Origin of the sequence: Burkholderia sp. WP42, from assembly GCF_000745665.1 — a bacterium.
GTDB classification, from domain to species: domain Bacteria; phylum Pseudomonadota; class Gammaproteobacteria; order Burkholderiales; family Burkholderiaceae; genus Burkholderia; species Burkholderia vietnamiensis.
Genome location: NZ_JQJT01000035.1, coordinates 40,758 through 62,062, shown reverse-complemented (window position 1 = coordinate 62,062; position 21,305 = coordinate 40,758). Strand labels below are relative to the sequence as shown.

General features: G+C 68.6%; 18 protein-coding genes, 1 tRNA gene and 2 pseudogenes. 14 read left to right on the top strand and 7 right to left on the bottom strand.

Translation table 11 applies throughout. From position 1 onward, the window contains the following. Positions 1–135: 135 nt before the first annotated feature. A tRNA-Ser gene (locus tag EX20_RS20850) sits at positions 136–226 on the bottom strand. 765 nt (positions 227–991) lie between these two features. Here EX20_RS20850 and EX20_RS20845 point away from each other — a divergent pair. The 6 genes from EX20_RS20845 (at position 992) to EX20_RS20820 (ending at position 6,378) form a co-directional block, all read left to right on the top strand. Continuing rightward, positions 992–2,101, top strand: a complete 1,110-nt coding sequence (locus EX20_RS20845) for a toxic anion resistance protein (RefSeq protein WP_034194579.1) — start codon at positions 992–994, stop codon at positions 2,099–2,101. Between the two features lie 11 nt (positions 2,102–2,112). Beyond that, complete coding sequence (locus tag EX20_RS20840; protein WP_011885465.1) at positions 2,113–2,850, top strand: VWA domain-containing protein; 738 nt, start codon at positions 2,113–2,115, stop codon at positions 2,848–2,850. Positions 2,851–2,894: 44 nt separating this feature from the next. Next, positions 2,895–3,911 carry a DUF475 domain-containing protein gene (locus tag EX20_RS20835; protein WP_034194578.1) on the top strand — a complete coding sequence of 339 codons (1,017 nt, stop codon included), beginning with the start codon at positions 2,895–2,897 and terminating at the stop codon, positions 3,909–3,911. 92 nt (positions 3,912–4,003) lie between these two features. Next, positions 4,004–4,660, top strand: coding sequence for a TerD family protein (locus EX20_RS20830; protein WP_034194585.1), 657 nt, complete (start codon positions 4,004–4,006; stop codon positions 4,658–4,660). A gap of 45 nt (positions 4,661–4,705) precedes the next feature. Next, positions 4,706–5,572: a hypothetical protein gene (locus tag EX20_RS20825; RefSeq protein ID WP_034194577.1), complete on the top strand. Its 867-nt coding sequence runs from the start codon at positions 4,706–4,708 to the stop codon at positions 5,570–5,572. A 185-nt stretch (positions 5,573–5,757) separates the two neighbouring features. Next, complete coding sequence (locus tag EX20_RS20820; protein ID WP_034194576.1) at positions 5,758–6,378, top strand: HAD family hydrolase; 621 nt, start codon at positions 5,758–5,760, stop codon at positions 6,376–6,378. 21 nt (positions 6,379–6,399) lie between these two features. Here EX20_RS20820 and EX20_RS20815 read toward each other — a convergent pair whose 3' ends face one another. Continuing rightward, the gene (locus tag EX20_RS20815) at positions 6,400–7,512 is read right to left on the bottom strand and encodes a fatty acid desaturase (RefSeq protein WP_034194575.1); all 1,113 of its coding nucleotides are present in this window, start codon (positions 7,510–7,512) and stop codon (positions 6,400–6,402) included. A 240-nt stretch (positions 7,513–7,752) separates the two neighbouring features. Between EX20_RS20815 and EX20_RS20810 the strand changes: the two genes are divergently transcribed. Then, complete coding sequence (locus EX20_RS20810; protein WP_011885460.1) at positions 7,753–8,790, top strand: AraC family transcriptional regulator; 1,038 nt, start codon at positions 7,753–7,755, stop codon at positions 8,788–8,790. A gap of 37 nt (positions 8,791–8,827) precedes the next feature. Here the strand turns inward: EX20_RS20810 and EX20_RS20805 are convergent, their stop codons facing one another. After that, positions 8,828–9,877, bottom strand: coding sequence for a lactonase family protein (locus EX20_RS20805; RefSeq protein ID WP_034194574.1), 1,050 nt, complete (start codon positions 9,875–9,877; stop codon positions 8,828–8,830). A 475-nt stretch (positions 9,878–10,352) separates the two neighbouring features. On the opposite strand from EX20_RS20805, the gene EX20_RS20800 reads away from it, so the two are divergent. Continuing rightward, the gene (locus EX20_RS20800; RefSeq protein WP_011885458.1) at positions 10,353–11,333 is read left to right on the top strand and encodes a hypothetical protein; all 981 of its coding nucleotides are present in this window, start codon (positions 10,353–10,355) and stop codon (positions 11,331–11,333) included. Positions 11,334–11,393: 60 nt separating this feature from the next. Then, positions 11,394–11,703: pseudogene (locus EX20_RS33350) on the top strand (FAD-binding domain-containing protein); the annotation flags it as partial. A gap of 27 nt (positions 11,704–11,730) precedes the next feature. Here EX20_RS33350 and EX20_RS33190 read toward each other — a convergent pair. The 3 genes from EX20_RS33190 to EX20_RS20785 all read right to left on the bottom strand — a co-directional run bounded on the left by EX20_RS33190 (position 11,731) and on the right by EX20_RS20785 (position 14,494). Continuing rightward, the gene (locus EX20_RS33190; RefSeq protein ID WP_014723320.1) at positions 11,731–11,853 is read right to left on the bottom strand and encodes a hypothetical protein; all 123 of its coding nucleotides are present in this window, start codon (positions 11,851–11,853) and stop codon (positions 11,731–11,733) included. Next, on the bottom strand, positions 11,844–13,076 hold the full coding sequence (locus EX20_RS20790; protein WP_034194573.1) for an MFS transporter: 1,233 nt from the start codon (positions 13,074–13,076) through the stop codon (positions 11,844–11,846). The genes EX20_RS33190 and EX20_RS20790 overlap by 10 nt, the downstream gene beginning before the upstream one ends. Before the next feature lie 476 nt (positions 13,077–13,552). Beyond that, the gene (locus tag EX20_RS20785) at positions 13,553–14,494 is read right to left on the bottom strand and encodes a LysR substrate-binding domain-containing protein (RefSeq protein WP_034194572.1); all 942 of its coding nucleotides are present in this window, start codon (positions 14,492–14,494) and stop codon (positions 13,553–13,555) included. A gap of 120 nt (positions 14,495–14,614) precedes the next feature. Between EX20_RS20785 and EX20_RS20780 the strand changes: the two genes are divergently transcribed. Continuing rightward, entirely contained in the window at positions 14,615–15,664 is a 1,050-nt protein-coding gene (locus EX20_RS20780) for an alpha/beta hydrolase family protein (RefSeq protein ID WP_034194571.1), read from the top strand. Between the two features lie 160 nt (positions 15,665–15,824). Then, positions 15,825–16,628 carry a 4'-phosphopantetheinyl transferase family protein gene (locus EX20_RS20775; RefSeq protein WP_011885454.1) on the top strand — a complete coding sequence of 268 codons (804 nt, stop codon included), beginning with the start codon at positions 15,825–15,827 and terminating at the stop codon, positions 16,626–16,628. Here EX20_RS20775 and EX20_RS20770 read toward each other — a convergent pair. Beyond that, positions 16,600–17,195, bottom strand: a pseudogene (locus EX20_RS20770) (amino acid ABC transporter substrate-binding protein); the annotation flags it as partial. The gene EX20_RS20775 and the pseudogene EX20_RS20770 overlap by 29 nt on opposite strands. Before the next feature lie 157 nt (positions 17,196–17,352). Here EX20_RS20770 and hutH point away from each other — a divergent pair. The 3 genes from hutH to hutU are packed head-to-tail and all read left to right on the top strand — an operon-like array spanning position 17,353 to position 21,305. After that, entirely contained in the window at positions 17,353–18,876 is a 1,524-nt protein-coding gene (gene hutH, locus EX20_RS20765) for a histidine ammonia-lyase (RefSeq protein ID WP_011885453.1), read from the top strand. Positions 18,877–18,880: 4 nt separating this feature from the next. Continuing rightward, positions 18,881–19,576, top strand: coding sequence for a histidine utilization repressor (hutC, locus tag EX20_RS20760; RefSeq protein ID WP_011885452.1), 696 nt, complete (start codon positions 18,881–18,883; stop codon positions 19,574–19,576). Positions 19,577–19,616: 40 nt separating this feature from the next. Continuing rightward, positions 19,617–21,305, top strand: coding sequence for a urocanate hydratase (gene hutU, locus EX20_RS20755; protein WP_011885451.1), 1,689 nt, complete (start codon positions 19,617–19,619; stop codon positions 21,303–21,305).

Sequence of the window (21,305 nt, the reverse complement as noted above, 5' to 3'; positions counted from 1 at the left end):
CTGCGATGTAGCGACGTACGAAGAAGGTAGCGCGAAGGCGGGTTGATCCACGAAAAACTCAGGCTCGCTCGGCGAAACGAGTGTTGTGAACCAATGAAAAAAGCCCTTGAAGACTCAAGGGCTTTTAGGGTGTTCTGGCGGAGAGAGGGGGATTCGAACCCCCGATAGGCGATTAACCTATACACGCTTTCCAGGCGTGCGACTTAAACCACTCATCCATCTCTCCGGAAGACCGAGAGTATAGCAAACTCTGGTGGCGGCCCGCCAGCCCCTCGATTTCCCGGCAGAGCGTCCCACGCTGGCAGGGCTGCCGGGGCTGGTCATGCGTCTTCGGCCCGCCAGGGACGTCGTGCCTGCCACGGACATTGGCGCTCTGTTCGATCAGGCGACCGATGCGCATCGATCGCATCCAGACGAAGACGCGAACACGCATGCAATCGCGCGTCGCACACCTCCAAGTCGACACCCCCGACGCCGGCCGACATCCACTGCACACTGCGCACGCAGACCAATGCAATCCCTTCGCTCTACTGCGCATGAGGCCCGCCTTCATCGTGACGAGCAATTCGACGTACTACGCGGTTCATCGCGGCCTGCTTGCCGCGCTTTATTGCCCGATCACGGTCAATCAAGCCAGCCGCGGAGCATTCCATCTTCCGAGCATCGAATGCCCACCGATCCGTCGCGCACCCCTCGAACCCCGACATTTCATTTCTCTTTCGCATTCGTCGCGCGTGTAAGGTTGTACGCCTTCCGGAGTTCCGAAAACTGCCCCGATAGCGAAATAACCGCAGCCTTTTCGCCACCAGGCCCGCACAGGACCTTACAAAACGAATGGAAATTGTAAAAATCACGTCGCTTGACGCGATGACCGTCGGCATTTATTGTCCGTCTGCCGTACGTGAGAGAGCACGTACGTCAATCGCAGATGCGCGCATCTGCGCACACCACAACGCGTAGCAAAAAGCAGAAAAGGAAACGTGGTAGCCACATGAAGCCGCTATTCGACGACAAGAAATCCGATGCGGTCAGCGATCGTCCTTCCATGCCGTCTTCGGTGCCCGTCGTAGTATCCGCCGCGGCCGATGCAGCCAACACAGCCAACGTTCTAGTGCCGCCGGCGCATCCGACGGAGCCCGCGCGCCTGATCACCGTCGACGAAATCGATCAGCTCGGCGCCACGCAGGGCGCGCGCATCGCCGGCTTCTCGCAGCAGATCCTGGCGAGCGTGCGCGCGTCCGACGCCGACCAGTTCGGTGACAAGCTCAACGAACTGATCGCGACGGCAAAGGGGCTCGACCCGCGCGGCGCCGACAAGGGCGGCCTCCTCACGCAGGTCACGCGGCTGTTCCGCTCGACGAAGGAGAAGCTTCTTTCGCAGTACGAGTCGGTGAGCAAGCGCATGGACACGCTCGTCGTCGAGCTCGAACACCACGCACAGCGGCAGAAGGCCGGCATCGACGAGCTCGAGCGGATGTACAACGACAACTACGCGCTGCATCAGGATCTCGCACAGGCCAAAGCGCATGGCGAAGCGGCGCTTGCGGCGTTGCGCGCGCACGCCGCGGCAGGCCATCCTGCGGACGACGCGTTCGCCGCGCAACGCCTGCTCGACGTGAAACGCAAGATCGACGCGCTCGAAAGCAAGCTCGACGACCTCGATCGCGCGATGCTGATGTCGAAGCAGCTTGCGCCGCAGATCCGGATGGAGCAGGACCAGAAACGCACGCTCACGTCGAAGTTCATGACGATCAAGACCGTGCTGATCCCGGCATGGACCAATGCCTTCGCGCTCTACCTCGAGCAGCTGAGCACGAAGCGCGCCGCGGCGCTGGCGAACGCGACCTACGACGCGGCCGACGAGGCGATCCGCGCCCAGGCCGACCTGAACCGTCAGAACGCGCAGGAAATCGCGAAGCTGGGCCAGCGTCCGGTGATCTCGACCGACACGTTCGAATACGCACAGCAACAACTGTTCGGCGCATTCGACGACGTCACGCAGATCATCGCCGACGGCAAGCGTCAGCGCGAGCAGGACGCACCGCGCCTGCGCCAGCTCGAACAGGAACTGATCACCCGATTCGCTCCGAAGCACAACTGAGAGAACCCCGCATGATTACGCTTGAGAAACGCGCGGCGAAGGTCGCGATCGTCCTCGAAAAACGTCAGCTGCTGAAGCCGCCCGTCGTGCGCGTCGGCGCCGCGCTCGATATCTCCGGCTCCGCGAAGCCGCTGTACGAATCGGGCGTGATCCAGGAGACGCACGACCGGATCCTCGGCATTGCGCTGAAGTTCGACGACAACGGCGAAGTCGATACGTGGACCTTCACCGAAGGCTACGACCGCCTGCCGACCGCGACGCCCGACAACTACGGCGCGTACATCTCCGACCACGTGCTGAACGCGCGGATCGACAAGTGGGGCGGCACGCAGTACGCGCCGGTGATGAACGACATCGTCGACTTCTTCTTCAGGGCGCCGGAGCCGAAGCGCGCAGCGAAACGCGGCTTCCTGAGCCGGCTGTTCGGCGCCGCAGAGGAGGCGGCGCCGGCCGCGTCGACGCCCGCGAACGGACACCTGCCCGCATGGGTGCTGTTCGTCACCGACGGCCAGAACCCGAAGAACGACCGCAAGCGCGTACGTCAGCTGCTGGCCGAATCGCAGCACTTCCCGCTGTACTGGTCGCTCGTCGGCGTCGGCGATCCGAGCGAATTCGACTTTCTCGCGGAAGTCGCCGATGACATGCCGAACGTCGGCTTCCTGCATCTCGAATCGCTCGACGTCAGCGACGAGCAGATCTACGAGCAACTGATCACGCAGGAATTCTGCGACTGGGTGCGCGCGAAGTAAGCGCGACCCGCTCGCCCATTTTTCCCCAACCCGATTACTCCATCATGTTGAAAGACTTCAAGATTCCGCTGGCCCTTACGGTGCTCGCACTGGTCGCCGCCTATCTGCTCGGCGGCGTGAAGGACATGCTGATCGTCGCCGTGCTGTCGGTGCTCGAAATCTCGCTGTCGCTCGACAACGCGGTCGTCAATGCATCGGTCCTCAAGAACTGGTCGGAGAAGTGGCGCAACCGCTTCATGGTGTTCGGCCTGCCGGTCGCGGTGTTCGGCATGCGGCTCGTGTTCCCGCTGCTGATCGTCGCGGTGATCGGCCATATCGGCCTGCTCGACGCACTGACGCTCGCGATCGAAGCGCCGGAGAAGTACGCGGCGGTGCTGACGTCCGCGCATCACGAGGTGTCGGCGTTCGGCGGCGCGTTCCTGCTGATGGTGTTCTTCAAGTTCATGCTCGACAAGGAGAAGGACGAACACTGGATCGGCTTCCTCGAAGGCCCGATGCGTCATCTCGGCCGCATCACGGCGCTCGAAGTGGCGCTGACGCTCGCGATCGTGATCGTCGCGTCGTTCTACGTGCCCGCGACCGAGCAGGTCAGTTTCCTGCTCGCCGGCGCGTTCGGCGTGATCGGCTTCGTGATCGCGCACGGCGTGGGCGACCTGGTCGGCGGCGAGGATACGGGCACGCGCGTGGTGCGCGAAGGCGTCGCGGGCTTCATGTATCTCGAAGTGCTCGACTCGTCGTTCAGCTTCGACGGCGTGATCGGCGCCTTCGCGCTGTCGAACAACATCTTCCTGATCGCGCTGGGCCTCGGCGTCGGCGCGGCCTACATCCGCGAGATGACGCTCGTGCTGCTCAAGAAGGGCACGCTCGCGCAGTACCGCTATCTCGAACACGGCGCGTTCTGGGCGATCGGCGCTCTCGCGACGATCATGTTCGTCGGCGTGAAGCTCGACGTGCCCGAGGTCGTCACCGGGCTGATCGGCGCGGCGACGATCGCAGCGGCGGTGGGGTCGTCGATCGTCGTGCAACGCAAGGAAGACCGGGCCGCCGTCGTGGGCGAGTGAGCGCGCGGCGCGCAAGCGATCAAACGAAGGGCCGCGCGGTGCGGCCCGGCATTGCCGCCGGCGCAACGGCGGTTCCAGCAGAAGAGGTTCAGATGATCAATTTGTCGAAAGGCGGTCGCGTCAACCTGTCGAAGGAAGCGCCCGGCACGCAGAAATTCCGCATCGGTCTCGGTTGGGACGCGAACGGGACGGACACGGGCACGGACTTCGATCTCGACGTGTCGGTGTTTCTTTGCAAGTACGACGCACAGAGCAATCCGAAGCTGATCTCGGATCAGCACTTCGTGTTCTACAACAGCGAGGTGCGCACGATGGATCGCAACGAAACGTTCATCCAGCCCGGTGACGACTTTCCGAAGCGCGGGATGCCGGCGTCGAAGTGTCTGGGCGTCGTGCACAGCGGCGACAACCGCACGGGCAGCGGCGACGGCGACGACGAAGTGATCTTCATCGACATGACGAAGCTGGCGGCCGACATCGACGAGATCTCGGTGATCGTGACGATCGATCAGGCTGAAGCGCGCCGCCAGAATTTCGGCCAGGTGCGTAACAGCTACATCCAGATCGCCGACGAAGTGTCCGGCGCGGTGATCGCGAAGTACGCGCTCGAGGAAGACTTCTCGATGGAGACGTCGGTCCAGGTCGGCAGCTTCTATCGGCGCGATGGCCAGTTCATGTTCAAGGCGGTCGGCGCGGGCTACAACCGCGGGCTCGGCGACTTCGTGCGCGCATACGGCGGCGCCGTCTGACCGGCGGCCGCGCCAAGCGAACCGCCGCGGGGCAGGACACACGCGATGAAGAAGCCGTCCGACGGGCCGAAGCCGCTCGAATTCGACACGACGCCCGTGCGCACGGTCGGGCGACCGCTGTTCGACCCGCCGCCCGCCGCGGGCGCGTCGGGCGAACGCGCGCCCGCGCGGCCCGTGCCGCAAGCGCTCGAGTTCGGGCCGGTGCCCCAGCGTGCGCCGCGCGCGGCGCACGTCGATGCGCCCGGCCGCGCGCTGTTCGGCGGATCGAATCACCCGCAGCTCGACGCGTGCTTTCGCGCGGCGCAGGCGCGCTTCCCGAATCTTTATCCCGATTGCGCGCCGCGCATCGAGCGGCACATCCGGCAACTGGTGCCGCTCAAGCTCGCGACGGTCGCGACGATCGGCGACTCTGCGCTGGAGACGGCCGGCAACCTCGTCGAGGCCGTCGCCGCGACGACCCGCGAGTTCAACGCGCTCGGCGCGGCCGACATGATGGCCGGCATGCTCGCGCAGGCGACGCGCAAGGCGGGCAGGTTCGAGCGCTGGTTCGGCGCGGCGTCCGCGGAGGTCGACTACCGCGCGGCGCTCGGCGCGCTCAAGCATTCGCTCGGCTTCTTTCCGCGCCGCACCGAAGAACTCGCGGCGAAGGTTCGTCACGCGGAGGAGCATCTCGTGATCGTGCTCGCCGCGTTGAGCGCAGTCGCGGACGTCGTGCGCGCGCCGGATGACGCGGGCGTCGAACGCACGCTGCACGATCGCCGCAACATCGTCGCGCAGGCGGTTCGGCAGATCGGGATGCAACCGGCGCAGCTGCGCGCGCTCGACGAACGCGTGACCGATCTGTTGTCGCGCGCGGATCATCTGATGAACGTCGTGTTGCCGGCGGCGCTGGCGGCGCGGCCGCAGCGCTGAGCGGGGGCGGTGAGAGCGGCGGATACAACGGCAGCACCGATCACAACGCCGGGTGACACAAGCAACGCCATCGACGCCAGCAGCGCCCCCACCATGCCCGCATGCTCCACCCCACGCGATCCGGTTTCACGTGTCTTGCCTAGAGTCTGCTATCTTCCCCGGCATTTCATCGTTATCCCGTTGCCATGACCGACCGCATCGTCGCCGCATTCGATTTCGACGGCACCATCACGACCTCCGACAGCTTCCGTCATTTCGTTCGCTACGCGGTCGGCACGCGGCGATTCGCGTGGGCCGGCCTGCGCGCGCTGCCGTGGATCGTCGCGATGAAAGCGGGGCTGCTGTCGCGCGGCGACGCGAAGGCGAAGTTCGCATGGTTCGCGCTCGGACCGGCCGGCGAAGCCGCGCTCGACGCCCTCGCGTGCAGTTTCGTCGACGACTATCTGCCGCAGCTCGTGCGCGCCGACATGCTCGAGCGCGTGCGCGAGCATCACGCGCGCGGTCACGAGGTTGTGCTGGTGAGCGCATCGCCGTCGCTGTATCTCGAGAAGTGGGCGAAGACGGCCGGCATCGATACGGTGCTCGCCACGCGCCTTGCCTTCGAGCGCGGCAGGTTCACGGGCCGGCTCGCGGGCGAGAACTGCTGGGGCCCGCAGAAGGTCGTGCGTCTGCGCGGCTGGTGGGGGAACCGGCCGCCCGCCACGCTGTTCGCGTACGGCGACAGCCGCGGCGACAAGGAAATGGCCGAACTCGCGAACCACGCATGGATCCGCGGACAAGGCCCGCTGCCGCCCATCGCCGAATGACGCGATCGGCGCATGCCGTGCTCACGCGTCTTGCTGCAAGTGCGGCGCGCCGCCGGCCGGACCGCGACGCGCACCCCATCGGTTCGCACGCTTGAACGTCCCGACGTCGTTGAAGCGCACGCCGACGTCACGCAGCGCCGCGTGTGCGGTGCGCGAGGTCAGCTGCCGGATATAGAACGGATCGCGCACCACGAAGTGATGGATCGCGTGCGTGCTGCCGAAATTGCAGCAGAACAGCTGAAACGGCAGCATCCACCACGGGTTGAGCACCTGGGTCTGCTGGATCACGTTACGCGGATCGATGTCGCCGAAATAATGCATGTTCGAGCTGACGAAGTTGATGCAGAAGCTGCGCACGAAGTTCGGCGCCAGCCACACGACCGCGACGAAATCGACGACGTGCATCGCGCGCGCGATGACGACCGGCACGCTCGCCGCGTAGCCGAACGCATGCAGCACGAACGACCCGGCGTGGTAGACGATGAACGCATGCCACAGCGCGTAGTACAGGTGTCCGAGCGGCATGTACGACGACACCTGCTCGACGCGCAATTGCGCGCGCTCCGCCGCGTCGCGCACCGGTTGCGCGGCCACGTACCGGCGGACCTTGCGGCGCATCGCCTGCGGCCGCAGCACGACGGCGAGCATTCCGTCCGCGAGCATCAGCAGCCGCTTGATACCCCACGGCTCGCCGTTGGTGATGCCGAATTCCTCGAGATCCGATTCGCCGCCCGACACCTTGTGATGATGCAGGTGCATGCGGCGGCGCGTCCACGGGTTGATCGTGCCCGGCCGGGCGAGCCAGCAGAGCGCCATCATCAGGTGATGGGCCCACGGCGTCTTCTTGAAGTACATCAGATGGATCAGGTCGTGTTCGAGCTCGTGAATCAGCGACGTGACGAACGCGACGGCCGGCACCGCGACGTACCACGCGATCGCGCCGCGCGCGTACAGCCACGCGATCGCCAGCATCGCGGCGACCGATACGGCCATCACGGTCGTGCCCACGAGGCTCTGCTGGTCGAGCAACGGAAAGCGCGCGCGCAGCGCGTCGCTCGCCGCGTTGACCTCGCGGCGCACGTACGCGACCTTGTCCGCGTCGTCGCGAAAAACGGGTGGTGCGGGTTGGCTCATCGACCGGAATCCATGCGGAAAAAGTGAGGCGCAATGCCGATCCCGGCAGGATAGGCCGCACGAGCCGCGCGCGCGAGGGCCGCCGGTGCCAATTGCGGTGTCATTTCGGGCCATCGCGTGCGGGGCGCCGGCCATTGCCGCAGGCAGCAGGCAGCAGGCAGCACGCCCTAGAGGCGCGCCGCGGTGTCATCACGGGCCGCCGACGCTACAATCCGCCGAAACCGCCCGGGAGTCCGCCGCATGGCCCAGTCAGTCCCGGATGCCGCGCGCCAGCTGCACAAGGCGACGGTGTCCTCCGCGTATGCGCTGTTCATGCTGATGCTGGCGGAGGAGCGCGGCATCGACGGCGATCGCATCCTCGCCGGCTCGGGCGTCGAGCGTGAGCGGCTCGCGCAACCCGACGCGCGCATCACGCCGTTGCAGCAGGCGGCGATCGTGTTCAACCTGCTCGACGCGACGAACGACCCGTCGATCGCGATCGAGATCGGCCTGCGCAGCAGTCTGACCAAAGCCGGCTTGATCGGCTTCGGGCTGATGAGCTGCGCAACGCTCGGCGAGGCCATCGCGCTCGGGATCCGCTATCTGCCGACACGTGTGCCGTTCTTTTCGGTGCGGCTCGTGCAGCTCGACGGGACGGTCGACATCGACGTGTACGACGCGTTTCCGCTCGGCCGGCTGCGTCAGTTCGCGGTCGAGAATTTCCTCGTCGAGACGGCGATGCTGTTCAACTCGCTGCTCGACCCGGCGCCGGCGCGCACGTGGCAGTCGCGCGCGGAGCTGCATTTCGAATGGTCGGAGCCGCCGTGGTTCGAGCGCTACCGCGCGCGGTTGCCGCGCTGCCATTTCGATGCGAGCGCGAATCGCATCCGCTGCGACGCCGCGCTGCTCGACGAGCCGATCGGCACGGCGAACGCGCAGACCGCGCAGATGATCGTGCAGCAATGCGACGCGGAGCTCGCGCGGCTCGGCTATGCGGAAAGCATCGTCGAGCGCGTGCGCAACCTGCTGATCTGCGGCGCGCACGGCTATCCGTCGGTGGACGACGTCGCGCGCGAGCTGCATGTGTCGACGCGCACGTTGAAGCGCAAGCTCGCGGAATTCGGCGCAACCTATTCGGCGCTGCTCGACGAAATCCGGCTGCGCGACGCGCTGCGGCTGCTCGAGGGCACGCAATTGCCGGTCGACGAGATCGCGGCGCGGGTCGGCTACACCGACCGCGCGAATTTCACGCGCGCGTTCAAGCGTTGGACCGGCGTGGCCCCAAGCGCGCGGCGCTGATCGCGCCGGCGGCGCGGCCCGTCGGCGGTCCGATCGTTCAAATCATCGCGATCCAGTTCGCACCGCGTCCGCCCGCCACGCGTGCATGCGGCGTGAGCGTGCCGTCGTCCGGCGCGATCGCGTACACCGACACGTATTCCGACAGCTCGCCGCACGCGACGAGCCAGCGTCCCGACGGATCGATTGCGAAGCCGCGCGGCTGCGTTTCGGTGGGCGTCGCATGCGCGGGCGCGTACGTGCCGTCGGGCGTACGGCGATAGCACAGCAACTGGCTCGACGTCCGCTCGCTGACATAGGCGAACCGTTCGTCGGGCGTCAGGTGCAGATCCGCCGCCCATACGGACGGCACGGCGGGCGCCGGCGGACGCGCATGGCCGTGCGCGAGCCCCGCGACGGCCGGGTGATGGGCGCTGACCTGCGCGTCGCCGAGGCGGCCGCTCGCCGCGTCGCGCGTGAAGGTCGCGAGCGTCGCCTGGAATTCGCTGACCGCGACGAGTGCATGGCCGTCGCGCGCGAAGTGCAGGTGACGCGGCCCGAAGCCGCCCGGCACGCGGGTTTCGCCGTGTTCGAGCACACGCAGGCCGTCGGCATCCTCGACCAGCGCGAACGTGAAGATCCGGTCCGAACCGAGCGAGCTGACGTAGGCGAAACGATTGTCCGGCGACACGACGACCGCATGCGCTTTCGCGAGGTCGGTCACGACCTGCAGCGGCGTGCCGTCGCCGTCGCGCACGCGCGCGGCGTCGTAGACGCTCAACGAGCTGCCGCCGTACGACGCGCCGAACAGCCAGCGGCCGCTGCGGTCGAGCGACAGATAGGCATGGCTCGCGTCGATCGCGGTCGCGCCGACGCGCGCGAATGCGCCGCTCGCCGGCGCGATGCGGAACGCGACGATGGCCGGTTGCTCGCCGCGGGCCGCGACGTACAGACGCGCGCGATCGGGCTGCACGGCGATCGGCATCACGGCGTCGCCGGCCGGGTAGCGGGCGAGCGGCGCCAACGCACCGTCGGACGCGAGCGAGAAGGTGGCGAGCTCGCCGTCGGCGGCATTCGATACGACGACGGTCAGGCGATCAGTGTTCGGCATGGCGGAGCATCGTGGTGGGTGTGATGAGGCTGGGGTCGGCGGGCCGCGCGGTCGGCATGAGCGGGCGCACGTGCGACTTCACTTTCGGGACGGCCGGCGCGCAGACGGCGCGGGCGGGCAGGGCAGGCGAGGTCAAGGAGTCTCCGGTCGGGCGACGCGCGGGGCGATGGCCTTGGGCGGCGTCGGCGTGGTGTATCGAGTATCGACGGGGATTTGTGGTATGTCGTCGTATGACATGGTACGACGTTGACTTCGAGGTGGCGTCACGGGTTTACCCGAAAGGCCGCGGCGAAGGACACCCCCGCGCAGCTTTTCGGCGTACCCACAAGCGGTTGCGGCAAAATACGCGCCGCAACCGCGCGCCATCGGCGGCGCTATTGCGCGGCGCGGTTCGCGTGCCGGAAGATGATGGGCAAGGAGCGACGCGCCATGCGAACGCCAGCGATTTCACGCGCCGACGAAGGGACAACGGATCATGCAGGAACAACGACAGGGGCGGCACTTCTTCGCGTTCAACGGCGACGCGGATGGCTTGTGCGCGCTGCAACAACTGCGGCTCGCGGAGGGCGAGTGCGGCACGCTCGTGACCGGCGTGAAGCGCGACATCAGGCTGCTCGAGCGCATCGACGCGCGGGCGGGCGACTGCGTGACCGTGCTCGACGTGTCGCACGACCAGAACCGCGACGCCTGCGCACGGTTGCTGCGCGACGGCGCGGCGGTGCGCTATTTCGATCATCACTTCGCGGGCGAACTGCCCGGCGCGCCGCATTTCGACGCCCATATCGACACGTCGGCCGACGTATGCACGAGCGCGCTCGTGAACCGCTACCTCGCCGGGCGGTACGTGCGCTGGGCGATCGTCGCCGCGTTCGGCGACGAACTGCCGGCGCTCGGCTGCGCGCTCGCGCGCGACTGCGGGATCGACGAAGCCGACCGCCGCACGCTCGCCGAGCTGGGGCTGTACCTGAACTACAACGCGTACGGCGACTGCGTCGACGATCTGCATTTCGATCCGGCCGCGCTGGCCGATGCGATGCTGCCGTGTGTCGATCCGCTCGAATTCGTGCGCGACACGGCGGTGTTCGCGGCGCTGCGCGACGGCTATCGCGACGACATGGCGCGCGCCCGCGCGCTCGTGCCGCTGCGCGACGTGCCGGGCGCGACCGTGATCCGGATGCCCGCTCAGCCCTGGGCGCGCCGCGCCACCGGGATGCTCGCCAACGAGCGGATGCGCCATGCACCGCATGCGGCGCTTGCGGTGCTGTCGCCGTGTGCGCAGGGCGGGCTGGTGGTCAGCGTGCGCGTGCCCGATGGCCGGCCGCTCGGGGCCGACGACTTCTGTCGCGCTTTCCCGACCGGCGGCGGACGCAAGCGCGCGGCGGGCATCAACCATCTGCCGGAAGCCGAGTTCGACGCGTTCGTCGAGCGCTTCGAAGCGGCGTTTCGCCTCGACTGACCGACGCGCGCGACGCGCATGTGACGCGCATGTGACGCTCATGTGACACGCCCGCCGCGGCCGGCGAACAATCCGGCGCACTGGCAGTGGATGGACGGCTGCGGCGCGGACGCCGCGCCGTACTTCCGCATCTTCAACCCGGTCACGCAGGGGCGGAAGTTCGATTCGGAAGGTGCCTGCGTGCGCCGTTGGGCGCCGGAACGCGCGGGCCTCGACGCGGCGACGCTCCATGCGCCGTGGCACGCGTCGCCGCTCGCGCGTGCGGCGGCCGGTGTGCGGCTCGGCGTCGACTATCCGGCGCCGCTCGTCGATCACGACGACGCGCGTCGCCAGCGCTCGATGCCTCGCCACGTTGCCGAAGCGTCGTTAGCCGCTGCACACACGCCGGCTTGCCGCATCAGTTGCACGACGCCGCGCGCTCGAGCAGCGCGAGCGCGACGCCCGCGTCGAAGTAGGCCGCGCCGCACCACGCGACGAACGCGAGCACGCCTGCGGCCAAGGCCGCGCGCATCATGCCCATGCGGCCCCGCGCGGCGCGGCGCGCACGATGCGCGCATCGTCGATCGGCAGGTGCAGCAGCGCGGCCAGCACGCCGAGCGCGATCGAGCCGATCCACAGCGGCAGGTACGAGTGCGTCGCGTCGTACACGCGTGCGCCGAGCCATACGCCGAAGAAGCTGCCGAGCTGGTGGCCGAAGAACACGAAGCCGAACAACGTCCCGATGTAGCGCACGCCGAACACCTGCGAGATCACGCCATTCGTCAGCGGCACGGTGCCGAGCCACGTGAACCCCATCACGGCCGCGAACACGTAGACGCTCGCGGGCGACAACGGCGCCGCGACGAACACGGTCATCACCAATGCGCGCACGAGATACAGCACCGCCAGCAGATACTTGCGCCGCAGCAGCCCGCCGAGATGACCGCACGCGTACGTGCCGGCCACGTTGGTCAGCGCGATCAGCGCGAGCGCGACGCTCGCGTGCCGCGCCGGCAGGCCGTGATCGAGCAGGTAGGCGGGCAGGTGGGTCGCGATGAACGCGAGCTGGAAGCCGCAGGCGAAGAATCCGATGTTCAGCAGCCAGAAGCCGCGGTGCGCGAATGCCTCGCGCAGCGCCGCGCCGATCGACTGGTCGGCGCCGTGCGCTCGTGCGGCGGCCGCTGCGGGCCGGTCGCGCACCAGCACGGCGAGCGGTGCGAGCAATGCCGCGACGAGCGCGAGCGCGACGAATGCATGCTGCCAGCCGATCCCGCCGATCAGCACCTGCGCGACCGGCACCATGCAGAACTGTCCGAGCCCGCCGATCGCGCCGGCGACGCCGAGCGCCCAGCCGCGCTGCTCGGGCGCAAACAGCCGGCTGAGCGCGCCGTAGATCGACGCGAACGCCGAGCCCGACAGCGCGATGCCGATCACGAGCCCGGCGCCCACGGTGAAGCTGCCGGTCGATGCGGCCAGCGCCATCGTGACGAGCCCGGCCGCATACAGCAGCATCCCGACGACGATCACGCGCACCGACCCGAAGCGGTCGGCAATCATTCCGGTGAACGGTTGCGCGACGCCCCAGACCAGGTTCTGCAGCGCGAGCGCCAGGCCGAACGCTTCGCGCGACCAGCCGTGCTCGAGCGTCACCGGCGTGAAGAACAGCCCCTGCACGTGGCGGATGCCGAGCGCGGCGCCCATGATCAGGCCGCCCGCGAGCACCGGCAGCCAGCGGCGGCGAGTGTCTTGTTCGATCGGGGTCATGCGTGTCTCCGGATGAAGCCGTGCGGCGCGACGGCCGCGTTCGAACCGATTAGACGATCGCGCCGCGTCGTCGCTCAAGCGATCATTCGGTCGGATTCGCATGCGTGACGGGAATGTGAGTCCGGGCGGCTACGGGCACGCCGGGCGCGGCGATGCAAACCCGGCCGCGGCGAAGGCGGTCGGCCTCGGCGATGCAGACGCGGACGGGGCGCAAGCGGTCGGCGTGTAATCGGATCGACGTGAGAGGAGGGTGAGCCGGTTCGGCTGCAAGTGCGCCGCGCGCGGAGATGCAAGCGGGACAGGCCGACAGCACTCGGCGCGAAGCGGATCAACGTGACGGGAATGCGAGCCGATGCGACTGAGCTGAGCGCGGCGATGCAGACGGGACAGGCCGCAAGCGTTCCGCGCGCAGCAACTCAACGCGGCGCGCGCCAACGATGGGGCGGCGTGCCCCGGCTCGCTGGCCGCCGCCGCGATCACCTCTGCGCGACGTCGTACGCGCGCATCGCCTCCGCGCAGTCGGCGGCTTCCGCGAGAATCCAGTCGCGTACGTCGGCCACTTCGTGGCGCGGCGCCGCATCGTGCCGGAACAACCAGTAGCCATACGCATTCGAGCGCACGTGCGAGTGCGGGCCGACCACCGCGAGGCGGCCGTCGGCGAGCATCGGCGCGACGAGCGCGAGCCGTCCGAGCGCGATGCCCTGGCCCGCGATCGCCGCGTGGATCACCTGATCGTACTGGTTGAAGCGCAGCACGCCCTTCGGCCGCGCGTCGTCGAGGCCCGCCGCGTGCAGGTGCGCGCGCCACTGCAGCTGCGTCTGCGGCGGCCCGTCGAATTCGAGCAGCACGTGGTCGGCGATCGCCGCAGCATCGGCGACGGGACGCGCGGCGAGCGCCGGGTGCGCGACTGGCACGACGATCTCGTCGAACAGATGCAGCGCGCCGGCCGGCGCGCGCTCGCGCGGGCAGTAGCGGATGCCGAGGTCGATGCCTTCCGCACGCAAATCGAGTACCTTGTCGTTCGCGGCCACGCGCAAGTCGATGTCGGGCAGGCGCGCCTGCAGGCGGCCCAGCCGCGGCAGCAGCCACAGCGCCGTCACGCCGATGCTCGCGGTGATCGTCACGGGCTGGCGCTCGCGCGCGGCGGCGAGCGCGGCGACGGTGTCCTGCAGGCTGAGCAGCGCGGCGTCCGCGACGCGGAACAGTCGCTCGCCCTCGGGCGTGAACGCGATCTTGCGATAGCCGCGCTGCAGCAGTGCGACGCCGAGATGCGCTTCGAGCGCATGCACCTGGCGGCTGACCGCCGACTGCGTGACACAGAGATCCTGCGCGGCGAGCGTGATGCTCATGCGGCGGCCGACGGCGACGAAGCCGCGCACGAGGTCGAGCGACGGGAGGCGGACGAGCGGCGTTGACATGCGTATGGCTCATGCGAACGGAGCAGCAAGATTGGTTGAGAACGCCGCAAGCGTCAAGTTCAATGGAAGCCGGTCGAGCAGATGGAGCGCCGCCGCATCCGCGGCGGCACAGGAGACGGGATGACGAATTCGAACCAGGCCCGCGAGGCCGTGCACGACGCCGCGCCGGCCGACGAGCGTACGGCCGATGCGCTGCCGCCGCAGGCCGTGACGCTGACCGCCGCCGACGGCTACACGCTGCGCGCGCACGTGTGGCGGCATCGCGGCGGCGCGAGCGCCGGCCGGCCGGTGACGGTCGTCAATTGCGCGACGTCGGTGCGCTGCGACTATTACTTCCGCTTCGCCGCGTGGCTGTTCGCGCATGGCCGCGACGTGCTCGTCTACGACTACCGCGGGATCGGCGGGTCGCGCCCCGCGCGGCTCGCGACGCTGCGCGCGAACTGGCTCGACTGGGGGCGGCTCGACTGCGAGGCCGCGTTGCAGTACGCGCGCGATGCGTTTCCCGGCCAGCCGGTCGACGTCGTCGCACACAGCATCGGCGGCTGCGTGCTCGGGCTCGCGGCGTCGAACGCAGCGGTGCGTCGCGTGGTGACGGTCGGCGCGCAGTACGCGTACTGGCGCGACTATCGGCATCAGCAGCGGCGCCGCATGTGGTGGAAGTGGCACGTCGCGATGCCGGCGCTCGCCGCGGTGTTCGGCTACGTGCCCGCGAAGCGGCTCGGCTGGATGGAAGACACGCCGCGCGGCGTCGCGCTGTCGTGGGTGCGCTCGCAGGCCCGCTTCGAAGACGCATACACGCGCGGCCCGCTCGCCGAGTCCGCCGCGAGCCGCGCCGCGCTGCCCGGCCGCTTCGCACGGCTGTCGGCGCCGATGCTGGCGATCGGACTCGACGACGACGCATTCGGCACGATCGACGCGATCGAACGACTGGCCGGCTACTACACGGGCAGCGACGTCACGCATCTGCGGCTTGCACCGCACGACATCGGCGTCGCCGAGATCGGGCACTTCGCGTTCTTCCACAGCCGCTTCGCCGACACGCTGTGGCCGCTCGCGCTGCACTGGCTGCAGCACGGCGCGTTGCCGGCCGATGCGCCGGGCCGCGTCCACGCACGCCGTCGCGCGACGGTCGCGGCAAGCGGCATGCCGGGCGCCGCGGCGCAGGGGTGACGTGCCACACGGTTGCAGCCGCGCGACGCCATCGCCGCGAGCCCGCGATATGCATGCGATATGAACCCAATACGCCCGCGACCGGGCGCGCACCGTGACGATGTTCGAGCGCGCATTCGATTAACATCGGATGTTTGATTCGACCACCCCCTACGTGCCGATGTCCTGTTCGCCCGCTTCCGCCTCCGCCTCCGACTCCGCCCCCGATGCCGATCCGTGCCGCGCGTGGCGCGTGCAGATGCTCGATCTGCCGCCGGCCGCAGCGCATGCCGGCGTGCGCGTCGCGCGCGTCGATTTCGACTGGCGCGTGCCGCTCGCGTCGCCCGCTTACGCGGCATTGAGCGACGTCGAGCGTGCGCGCGCCGCGCGCTATCTGCGCCACGAGGACACGATACGCAGCGCGTCGACGCGTGCCGCGCTGCGCGACGTGCTCGGCGCGGCGCTCGGCATCGCGCCGCGCGAGGTCGCGCTCGTCGTCGACGCGTCGGGCCGGCCGTCGCTGGACCCCGTGCATCGCGCCGCGCTCGACTTCAACGTGTCGCACGCGGGCGCGCACGCGCTGATCGCGTGGGCCGTGGCGCGCCGGGTGGGGGTCGATATCGAAAGCTGCAAACGCCCGGCCGACTGGCGCGCGTTGACGGCCGAAGTCTGCGCGCCGGCCGAAGCCGCCTACCTCGACGGCCTGCCGCTCGCCGCGCGCGCCGACGCCTTCATGCGCGTATGGTGCGCGAAGGAGGCGTTGCTGAAGGCATTGGGCACCGGCATCGTCGGCGGACTGCGCGCGTTCGCGGTCGTGCCGCCCCACGACCCGGTGACGCCAGCCACCACCATCGTCGAGCCTGCTGCGCCTGCTGCCGGCGTGGCGGCGTTCGACGCCGGCTGGTTCGACGCGGCGCCCGGCTATGTGGCGTGCGTCGCGTGGGCGCGCCGAGCCGAGGACGCTCCGTCGAGCGGCGCCGCGTAGCGCGGATCGCGTCGCTCATCGGGAAGTCGCAAGCGAGTCCGTTCGGCGGCATCGGCTTCGTGAATCACTTGTCGTACGGCCCACGATCTCGCCGATCTCGCCGCGCTTCATCAGCGGCACGAGTACGCCGTCGACGAGCGCGTTGAACGGCGGATCGTCCTTGCGCAGCATGAAACCGTACGCTTGCGCTGACTGCTGCGTGCCGACGATCGCCCGGTCGGCCGGCTTCGCCGCGAGCTGGCGCACGCCGGCGAGCAGCACGTCGTCCATCATCTACGCGACCGCGCGGCCCGATTCGAGCGCGAGGCTCACTTCGCCGTAATCCTTCGCGCTGATGATCTGCGCGTTCATCCTCCTTTCCTCGTTCATCTTGCGCAGCAGCCGCTCGGCCGTCGCGCCCTGATTCATCACGACCGTCTTGCCGGCGAGCTCGGCGAAGTCGTGGATACCGGCGCGCGTGCGCGTGAGCAGGCCGCTCGTCGCGACGAAGAAGGTGACCGAGAACGCGACCTGCGCATGACGGGCGGCGAGGTGGGGCGTGACGCCGCATTCGAGGCGGACGACGCCGCCGGCGTCATTTCACCGAGGCGCCGCCGCGCTCAGGCCGGCCGTGTCGCGCCTCAGGGAAACTCCCGAGCCGGAATTATGAAATTCGGGTTGTCTAGACAAGTCGCGATCGCTACACTTCAATCCATCCCGAACTTGTCTAGACAGGATTGCACCCATGATTACGTTGACCCCCGGCCACCTGACCCTCCCGCAACTGCGCCGGATCGCACGCGAGTCCGTGCAGTTGCAGCTCGATCCCGCGAGCTTCGCGAAGATCGACGCGGGTGCGAAGGCCGTCGCCGACATCGCGGCGAAGGGCGAGCCCGCGTACGGCATCAACACGGGCTTCGGCCGGCTGGCCAGCACGCACATCCCGCACGACCAGCTCGAGCTGCTGCAGAAGAACCTGGTGCTGTCGCATGCGGTCGGCGTGGGCGAGCCGATGGCGCGCTCGTCGGTGCGGCTGCTGATGGCGCTGAAGCTGTCGAGCCTCGGCCGCGGTCATTCGGGCATCCGTCGCGAGGTGATGGACGCGCTGATCACGCTGTTCAACGCCGACGTGCTGCCGCTGATCCCGGTGAAGGGGTCGGTCGGCGCATCGGGCGATCTCGCGCCGCTCGCGCACATGTCGGCCGTGCTGCTCGGCGTCGGCGAAGTGTTCATCCGCGGCGAACGCGCGAGCGCGCTCGACGGGCTGCGCGTCGCGGGCCTCGCGCCGCTGACGCTGCAGGCGAAGGAAGGCCTGGCGCTGCTGAACGGCACGCAGGCGTCCACCGCGCTCGCGCTCGACAACATGTTCGCGATCGAAGACCTGTACCGCACCGCGCTGGTCGCGGGCGCGCTGTCGGTCGACGCGGCCGCCGGCTCGGTGAAGCCGTTCGACGCGCGCATCCACGAGCTGCGCGGCCATCGCGGCCAGATCGACGCGGCCGCGTCGTACCGCGAGCTGCTCGAAGGCTCGCCGATCAACCAGTCGCATCGCGATTGCGACAAGGTGCAGGACCCGTACAGCCTGCGCTGCCAGCCGCAGGTGATGGGCGCGTGCCTGGACCAGATGCGCCACGCGGCCGACGTGCTGCTGGTCGAGGCGAACGCGGTGTCGGACAACCCGCTGATCTTCCCGGATACCGGCGAAGTGCTGTCGGGCGGCAACTTCCACGCGGAGCCGGTCGCGTTCGCGGCCGACAACCTCGCGCTCGCCGCCGCGGAAATCGGCGCGCTCGCCGAGCGCCGCATCGCGCTGCTGATCGACGCGACGCTGTCGGGCCTGCCGCCGTTCCTCGTGCGGGACGGCGGCGTGAACTCGGGCTTCATGATCGCCCACGTGACGGCTGCCGCGCTCGCGTCGGAGAACAAGACGCTCGCGCACCCGGCGTCGGTCGATTCGCTGCCGACTTCCGCGAACCAGGAGGACCACGTGTCGATGGCGACGTTCGCCGCGCGCAAGCTCGCCGACATCGCCGACAACACCAAGCACATCCTCGCGATCGAGCTGCTGGCCGCCGCCCAGGGCGTCGACCTGCGCGCGCCGCATCACACGAGCCCGAAGCTCGCGCCGGTGATGGAGACGATCCGCAGCAAGGTCGCGCACTACGAGCTCGATCACTACTTCGCGCCGGACATCGCGGTGATCGCGCAGCTCGTCGGCGAGCGCGCGTTCGCGAAGATCGCACCGTTCTCGTTCGCCTCGGAACAGTGAGTCGATGAGCGCGCCGGTCTACCAGGAGATCAAGGATTTCATCCTGGGTCGCATTCACGCCGGCGAGTGGGCGGAGGGCGATCAGGTGCCCTCCGAGAACGAACTGGCCCGCGAGTTCAAGGTGGCGCGCATGACCGTCAACCGGGCGCTGCGCGAGCTGGCGGCCGAGCAGGTGCTCACGCGCATGAAGGGCGCGGGCACCTATGTCGCGCGGCCGAAGTACGAGTCGACGCTGGTGGCGATCCGCAGCATCTCGGAGGAGGTCGGCGCGCGCGGGCATGCGTATCGCGCGAGCGTGCTCGGCCTCGACACAGTGCGCGCCGACGAGGCGCTCGCCGACGAGATGCAGGTGGCCGTGCGCGCCAGGCTGTTTCATTCGCAGGTGCTGCACTTCGAGAACGACGAGCCGGTGCAGCTCGAAGAGCGGTGGGTGAATCCGGCGGTCGCGCCGGATTACGCCAAGCAGGATTTCACGAACACGACGCCGAACCAGTACCTGATGCGCGCGGCGCCGCTGCTGCGCGTCGAGTACCGGATCGAGGCGGCGGCGCCCGGCGCCGAGTTGCGCGAGCAGCTGCGGATGGACGACGTCGAGCCGTGTCTGGTTTTACATCGGCGCACGTGGTCGCAGGGCGTGGTCGCATCGGTCGCGAATCTGTGGCACCCCGGCAGCCGTTATCGCTTCACCGGGCATTTCTGATTCCCCCATTGATATTCATTTTCCTTCGGGAGCAGTCGTCATGAACCATCCGAAACACATCGATCCCCGTCTCGATCCGACCCGCACGATCCGCGCGCCGCGCGGCAGCGAGAAGGTCTGCAAGACCTGGCTGGCCGAAGCGGCCTACCGGATGATCCAGAACAACCTCGATCCCGAAGTCGCCGAGCATCCGCATGCGCTCGTCGTCTACGGCGGCATCGGGCGCGCTGCGCGCAACTGGGAATGCTACGACCAGATCCTCGCGTCGCTGAAGGATCTGAACGAAGACGAAACGCTGCTCGTGCAGTCGGGCAAGCCGGTCGGCGTGTTCCGCACGCACAAGGATGCGCCGCGCGTGCTGCTCGCCAATTCGAACCTCGTGCCGCACTGGGCCACCTGGGACCACTTCAACGAGCTCGACCGCAAGGGCCTGATGATGTACGGCCAGATGACGGCCGGCAGCTGGATCTACATCGGCAGCCAGGGGATCGTTCAGGGTACCTACGAAACCTTCTTCTCGGTCGCGAACCAGCACTTCAACGGCGACCCGTCGGGCCGCTGGATCCTGACAGGCGGCCTCGGCGGGATGGGCGGCGCGCAGCCGCTCGCGGCGACGATGGCCGGCTTCTCGATGATCGCGGTCGAATGCGACGAGACGCGCATCGACTTCCGTCTGAAGACGCGTTACGTCGACAAGAAGGCGACGACGCTCGACGAAGCGCTCGGCATGCTCGACGAAGCGAAGCGCACCGGCAAGCCGGTGTCGGTCGGCCTGCTCGGCAACGCGGCCGACGTGTTCACCGAATGCGTCGCGCGCGGCATCACGCCGGATTGCGTGACCGACCAGACGAGCGCGCACGATCCGATCAACGGCTACCTGCCGCAGGGCTGGAGCGTCGCGCAATGGCGCGAGACGCAGAAGGTCGATCCGCAGAGCATCGTGAAGGCGGCGAAGCAGTCGATGGCCGTCCAGGTGCGCGCGATGCTGACGCTGCAGGAGCGCGGCGCGGCCACGCTCGACTACGGCAACAACATCCGCCAGATGGCGCTGGACATGGGCGTCGAGAACGCGTTCGACTTCCCGGGCTTCGTGCCGGCCTATATCCGCCCGCTGTTCTGCGAAGGCAAGGGGCCGTTCCGCTGGGTCGCGCTGTCGGGCGATCCGGAGGACATCTACAAGACCGATCAGAAGGTGAAGGAGCTGATCCCCGACGATGCGCACCTGCACAACTGGCTCGACATGGCGCGCGAGCGCATCGCGTTCCAGGGCTTGCCGGCGCGGATCTGCTGGGTCGGCGTGAAGGACCGCTATCGCCTCGGCCAGGCGTTCAACGAGATGGTCAGGAACGGCGAGCTGAAGGCGCCGATCGTGATCGGCCGCGACCACCTCGACACCGGCTCGGTCGCGAGCCCGAACCGCGAGACCGAATCGATGAAGGACGGCTCGGATGCCGTGAGCGACTGGCCGCTGCTGAACGCGCTGCTGAACACCGCGGGCGGCGCGACCTGGGTGTCGCTGCACCACGGCGGCGGCGTCGGGATGGGCTTCTCGCAGCATGCGGGCGTCGTGATCGTCGCGGACGGCAGCGCCGACGCGCACGAGCGCCTCGGCCGCGTGCTGCTGAACGATCCGGCAACCGGCGTGATGCGCCATGCGGACGCCGGCTACGAACTCGCGCAGCAGACGGCCCGCGAAGTGGGCCTGAAGCTGCCGATGCTCGGCCGCTGA

Coding starts and splice junctions, on each gene's coding strand:
- EX20_RS20800 (WP_011885458.1), top strand. CDS start 10,353: ATGCAGGAACAACGACAGGGGCGGCACTTCTTCGCGTTCAACGGCGAC.
- EX20_RS20825 (WP_034194577.1), top strand. CDS start 4,706: ATGAAGAAGCCGTCCGACGGGCCGAAGCCGCTCGAATTCGACACGACG.
- EX20_RS20830 (WP_034194585.1), top strand. CDS start 4,004: ATGATCAATTTGTCGAAAGGCGGTCGCGTCAACCTGTCGAAGGAAGCG.
- hutC (WP_011885452.1), top strand. CDS start 18,881: ATGAGCGCGCCGGTCTACCAGGAGATCAAGGATTTCATCCTGGGTCGC.
- EX20_RS20775 (WP_011885454.1), top strand. CDS start 15,825: ATGTCCTGTTCGCCCGCTTCCGCCTCCGCCTCCGACTCCGCCCCCGAT.
- EX20_RS20810 (WP_011885460.1), top strand. CDS start 7,753: ATGGCCCAGTCAGTCCCGGATGCCGCGCGCCAGCTGCACAAGGCGACG.
- EX20_RS20805 (WP_034194574.1), bottom strand. CDS start 9,877: ATGCCGAACACTGATCGCCTGACCGTCGTCGTATCGAATGCCGCCGAC.
- EX20_RS20845 (WP_034194579.1), top strand. CDS start 992: ATGAAGCCGCTATTCGACGACAAGAAATCCGATGCGGTCAGCGATCGT.
- EX20_RS20815 (WP_034194575.1), bottom strand. CDS start 7,512: ATGAGCCAACCCGCACCACCCGTTTTTCGCGACGACGCGGACAAGGTC.
- EX20_RS20785 (WP_034194572.1), bottom strand. CDS start 14,494: ATGTCAACGCCGCTCGTCCGCCTCCCGTCGCTCGACCTCGTGCGCGGC.
- EX20_RS33190 (WP_014723320.1), bottom strand. CDS start 11,853: ATGGGCATGATGCGCGCGGCCTTGGCCGCAGGCGTGCTCGCGTTCGTC.
- EX20_RS20780 (WP_034194571.1), top strand. CDS start 14,615: ATGACGAATTCGAACCAGGCCCGCGAGGCCGTGCACGACGCCGCGCCG.
- EX20_RS20840 (WP_011885465.1), top strand. CDS start 2,113: ATGATTACGCTTGAGAAACGCGCGGCGAAGGTCGCGATCGTCCTCGAA.
- hutU (WP_011885451.1), top strand. CDS start 19,617: ATGAACCATCCGAAACACATCGATCCCCGTCTCGATCCGACCCGCACG.
- EX20_RS20820 (WP_034194576.1), top strand. CDS start 5,758: ATGACCGACCGCATCGTCGCCGCATTCGATTTCGACGGCACCATCACG.
- hutH (WP_011885453.1), top strand. CDS start 17,353: ATGATTACGTTGACCCCCGGCCACCTGACCCTCCCGCAACTGCGCCGG.
- EX20_RS20835 (WP_034194578.1), top strand. CDS start 2,895: ATGTTGAAAGACTTCAAGATTCCGCTGGCCCTTACGGTGCTCGCACTG.
- EX20_RS20790 (WP_034194573.1), bottom strand. CDS start 13,076: ATGACCCCGATCGAACAAGACACTCGCCGCCGCTGGCTGCCGGTGCTC.